Source organism: Streptomyces sp. NPDC058534 (assembly GCF_042717365.1).
GTDB lineage: Bacteria > Actinomycetota > Actinomycetes > Streptomycetales > Streptomycetaceae > Streptomyces.
This window is the reverse complement of record NZ_JBHXNW010000128.1, coordinates 6,393-11,353: the sequence shown is the minus strand read 5'-3', so window position 1 is coordinate 11,353 and position 4,961 is coordinate 6,393. Positions and strand designations below refer to the sequence as shown.

Genomic DNA, 4,961 nt, shown 5'->3' with positions numbered 1-4,961 from the left:
TGAGCAACCCCCAGCAGCTGCGCTACAGCAAGGAGCACGAGTGGCTGTCGGGGGGCGGGGGCGGCGCCGCGCGCGGCGGGGGCACGGAGCACGCCGCCCCACCGCGCGCGGGCGGCGGGGGGGGGCGCCCTCGCGCGGCCCCGCCGCGGCGGGGCCCCGGAACGACCGGCTCCACGCTCTCCCAGGAGTATCCGCATGGATTCGCACCATCCACCCAGCACCCTCGTCACCAACATCGGCTCGCTGGTCACCAACGACCCCGCCGTCGGTGAGGGCCCGCTCGGGCTGCTTTCCGACGCCGCGCTTCTCATCGACGGCACCGACATCGCCTGGGCCGGCCCGGCCGCCCAGGCTCCGGCGGCCGACGAGCGGGTGGACGCCGGAGGCCGGGCCGTGATCCCCGGCTTCGTCGACTCCCATTCCCATCTCGTCTTCGCCGGCGACCGCACGGCCGAGTTCAACTCCCGCATGTCCGGGCGACCGTACTCGGCCGGCGGTATCCAGACCACCGTCGACGCCACTCGCGGCGCCACCGACGAGCAGCTGCACGCGACGGTCGTACGTCATGTGCGTGAGGCGCTCCGGCAGGGCACCACCACCCTGGAGACCAAGTCGGGTTACGGCCTGACGGTTCAGGACGAGGCGCGCGCCGTGTCCGTCGCCGCCGCCCACACCGGCGAGGTGACCTACCTCGGCGCCCACCTCGTGCCGGCGGAGTTCGCGGACGACCCGGGCGGCTACGTCGATCTCGTCACCGGCCCCATGCTGGACGCGTGCGCCCCGCACGCCCGCTGGGCGGACGTCTTCTGCGAGCAGGGCGCCTTCGACGGTGACCAGGCGCGGGCGGTCCTCACCGCGGCGGCGGCCAGAGGACTCGTGCCGCGGGTGCACGCCAACCAGCTCTCCCACGGGCCGGGCGTCCAGCTCGCGGTCGAGCTGGAGGCGGCGTCGGCCGACCACTGCACGTACCTCACCGACGCCGACGTGGACGCCCTCGCTCATGGGGAGACCGTCGCGACCCTGCTTCCGGGGTCGGACTTCTCCACCCGCTCGCCCTACCCCGACGCCCGCCGTCTCCTCGACGCGGGCGCGACCGTCGCGCTCTCGCCCAACTGCAACCCTGGCTCGTCCTATACGAGTTCCATGGCCTTCTGCATCGCGCTGGCCGTCCGGGAGATGCACATGACGCCCGACGAGGCGCTGTGGGCGGCGACGGCGGGCGGTGCACGTGCCCTGCGCCGCACGGACGTCGGCCGCCTCTCTCCGGGGGCGCGGGCCGACCTCGTCCTCCTGGACGCGCCCTCCCATGTGCACCTGGCCTACCGCCCCGGGGTGCCGCTGGTCTCCGCCGTCCGGCGGGCGGGCCGACCGTGCGAAGGGGTGCGCCCCGGTGAATGACCTGCCGACCGCCACTGTGCACAACAGCGTCGGGCAGTTGCGCGCCGACGCCTGGAGCTCGCTGGCGGACCTCACCCACCAGCTCTCGGAGCAGGGTGCCGGCGCGTGCCCGCAAGCATCCGTGCGGCTGGAGGAGCTGTTCCGGCTGCTGGCACCGATCGAGAACTGCTGGGCCTTCCCCGGTACGGCCGGGCTCGAGGAGCTCCAGCGGCTGCACGAGGACGGGGAGCACCACCGCTTGGCCAGGCGCACCGAGGACCTCAACCGCGCCCTGGGCAGCGACAGCCACCGCAACCCCACGTCCCCCGCGGCCGCTTCGACGGCTTCCCCGGCAGCCTCTGGGGCGTGCGCGGTCCCCGGCGACGACGAGGCGGCGGACGATCCGGCCGCGCACCGGTACCCGGGGGCCAGACCGTACTTCGAGGTCCTCGTCGTCGGCGATCTGGACTCGGCCGAGGAGGAGGCGCTCCGCAAGGAGCTGCACCACATCCGGCGCGCCGAGGACGAGTTCGTCTACGAGCTCGTCGTGGCTCCCAGCTTCGAGGACGCGGTCATCGCGTCGCTCGTCAACTCCAGTCTCCAGGCCGTCGTCATCCGCCACCGGTTCGCCGACCGGTCCCGGCACGACCTGCGGGTGGTGCGGCGCTTCTTCGAAGGCGCCGCCGCGGACCCCGCCGACGTCCCGGAGGAGAACTGGCGGCACGGTGAGGAGCGGGCGCAGGTACTGGGCGACCGGCTGCTCGCGCTGCGTCCCGAGCTGGATCTGTACCTGATGTCCGAGGGGGCGGTGGAGACGACCGCCGGCCGGCTCAGCCGGCGCTTTCGTCGGGTCTTCCTCGCCCGTGAAGGACTCCTCGAACTGCACCTGTCCATTCTGCACGGCATCGCCGAACGCTTCCGCGCGCCGTTCTTCACCGCGCTGCGCGCCCACAGCCGGCGGCCGACCGGCGTCTTCCACGCACTGCCCATCTCCCGGGGCACCTCGGTGGTCAACTCGCACTGGATACCGGAGATGGCCCGCTTCTACGGGCTGAACATCCTCCTCGCCGAGACCTCCGCCACCTCCGGCGGGCTGGACTCCCTCCTCGCGCCCACCGGCCCGCTGCGGGAAGCCCAGGACCTGGCGGCCGAGGCGTTCGGCGCCCGGCAGACGTACTTCGTCACCAACGGCACGTCCACCGCCAACAAGATCGTCGTACAGGCGATGGTGCGGCCCGGCGACATCGTGCTCGTGGACCGTAACTGCCACAAGTCCCACCACTACGGCCTGGTGCTGGCCGGCGCCCATGTCGTCTACCTCGATGCGTATCCCCTCGACGCGTACGGCATGTACGGAGCCGTGCCGGTGGAGGAGATCAAGCGCAAGCTGCTGATGCTGAAGAAGGAGGGCGTCCTCCATCGCGTCAAGCTGCTCATGCTCACCAACTGCACGTTCGACGGGATCGTCTACAACCCTTCGCGGGTGATGGAGGAGTGCCTGGCCCTCAAGCCGGACCTGGCGTTCCTGTGGGACGAGGCGTGGTTCGCCTTCGCCCGCTTCCACCCCGTCTACCGCCGCCGCACCGCGATGGACGCGGCCCGCGCGCTGACCGACCGCTACCGCCAGGCGCGGTATGCCGAGGAGTACGCCGCGCACCGAGAGCGGCTCGGCGACGACCCTGACGACGAGACCCTCCTCGCCACCCGGTTGCTGCCCGACCCGGAAAGGGTCCGGGTGCGGGTGTACGCCACCCAGTCGACGCACAAGACGCTGACTTCCCTGCGTCAGGGCTCCATGGTCCACGTCTTCGACCAGGACTTCCGCCACAAGGTGGCGGAGACCTTCCACGAGGCGTACATGACGCACACCTCGACGTCGCCCAACTACCAGATCCTCGCCTCCATGGACCTCGGCCGCCGACAGGCGGTGCTCGAGGGCTTCGAACTGGTGCAGAAGCAGCTCGAACAGGCGGGCGTGCTGAGGGACGCCATCGAGCAGCACCCGCTGCTCAGCCGGTGCCTGCGTTTCCTCACCACTCCGGAGCTCATCCCACCGCGCTTCCGCTCCTCCGGCATCGAGCAGCCGCTGCGCACGGGCCTGGCGCGGATGGCTCAGGCATGGGAGGAGGACGAGTTCGTCCTCGACCCCACTCGCGCGACGATGCACATCGGGCTCACCGGTGTCGACGGAGACACCTTCAAGCATGAGCTCCTGATGGACCGGTACGGCGTACAGGTCAACAAGACCACCCGCAACACGCTGCTGTTCATGACCAACATCGGTACGACGCGCAGCGCGGTCGCGTATCTCATCGAGGTGCTCGTCAAGATCGCCGAGGAACTCGCGGAGCGGGTCGAGGAGATGAGCCCCCGCGAACGCGCCGCGCACCAGCGGACGGTGAACGGCCTCGCCGGCGGATCCGCCGCCCTGCCCGACTTCAGCGAGTTCCATCCGGCCTTCCGCCCGAGCGCCCGTACCCCCGCGGGGGACATGCGCACCGCGTTCTACCTCGCCTACGACGAAGCCGAGTGCGAGTACCTCTCCGCCCAGGAGATCACCGACGCGATGGCCGAGGGCCGGCCGGTCGTCTCCGCCACCTTCGTCACCCCCTACCCTCCGGGGTTCCCGGTGCTCGTTCCGGGCCAGGTGGTCAGCAAGGACGTCCTCGCCTACATGGCGGCCCTGGACACCCGCGAGATCCACGGGTACGCCCCGGAGACCGGGTACCGGGTCTTCACCGAGGCGGCGCTGAGGGCACAGCTCGCGGATGCGCGATAGACCACGTCCCGCATGACGCCTCCTCTCCCCGCGCCCCGGTGCCGGAGGAAGGAGGCGTTTTCGGCAATTCGATCCGGAAGGAAAGCACATGGCACCGCAGATACTGCGTGCGGACAGCAGGACGCCTGCACCGTGGAAGAACGGCGGAGGCGTGACGTCACAGGTCGCGGTCCATCCCGAGGGTGCGGGGGCCGACGATTTCATGTGGCGGGTGAGCGTCGCCGAAGTGGCGCACAGCGGACCGTTCTCCGCGTTCGAGGGAGTCGACAGGATCATCACCGTCGTCGACGGACCGGGCATGGCCCTCACCGTCGACGGCGTACCGCACATGGTGGACGCACCGTACGAGCCTTTCGCCTTCCCCGGTGACGCCGCCACGGAGTGCGAGCTGCTCGGCGGGCCGATCACCGACTTCAACGTGATGGTCCGACGCTCGCGGGCGACGGCACAGGTCCGGATCGAACGCTCGCCCGCATCCGTGCGCGCATCGGCCGGCACCCGCGTCCTCGTGGTCGTCCTGAAGGGGTGGGCCGTGCTCCACCAGGCTTTCGTACCCCTCGGCCCGTTCGACGCCGTCCTGTTCTCCAGCGGGGACTCCGCCTCGTTCAGCGTCGAGGGGGTCGTGGCCGTCGTCACTCTCGACGAACGGCCCGGGCTGCCTGGCCGCTGACCGGCCGGGCCGCCCGGGCCGGGTCGCCCGCCGGCGGGGTCGATGCCGCGGGCGCCCGGGCGGGGCGGTTCGGGCCCGCGGGCCGGGTCGCCGTCTGGGCGACACCGGCGATGGAGACCGCGGTCGCCGTGGTGG

At 71.5% G+C, this 4,961-nt stretch carries 3 protein-coding genes; all 3 read left to right on the top strand.

The genetic code is table 11. The features are described 5' to 3' along the window. Positions 1-195: 195 nt before the first annotated feature. The 3 genes from hutI (at position 196) to ACFWR9_RS40955 (ending at position 4,826) form a co-directional block, all read left to right on the top strand. Entirely contained in the window at positions 196-1,398 is a 1,203-nt protein-coding gene (hutI, locus tag ACFWR9_RS40965) for an imidazolonepropionase (protein ID WP_383852271.1), read from the top strand. After that, positions 1,391-4,156: an aminotransferase class I/II-fold pyridoxal phosphate-dependent enzyme gene (locus tag ACFWR9_RS40960; RefSeq protein ID WP_383852268.1), complete on the top strand. Its 2,766-nt coding sequence runs from the start codon at positions 1,391-1,393 to the stop codon at positions 4,154-4,156. The genes hutI and ACFWR9_RS40960 overlap by 8 nt, the downstream gene beginning before the upstream one ends. A gap of 88 nt (positions 4,157-4,244) precedes the next feature. After that, entirely contained in the window at positions 4,245-4,826 is a 582-nt protein-coding gene (locus tag ACFWR9_RS40955) for a HutD family protein (RefSeq protein WP_383852266.1), read from the top strand. Positions 4,827-4,961: the final 135 nt, after the last annotated feature.

What these genes read in the sequence shown, in the direction of transcription:
- ACFWR9_RS40955 (WP_383852266.1), top strand. Translation starts at nt 4,245, where the DNA reads ATGGCACCGCAGATACTGCGTGCGGACAGCAGGACGCCTGCACCGTGG.
- hutI (WP_383852271.1), top strand. Translation starts at nt 196, where the DNA reads ATGGATTCGCACCATCCACCCAGCACCCTCGTCACCAACATCGGCTCG.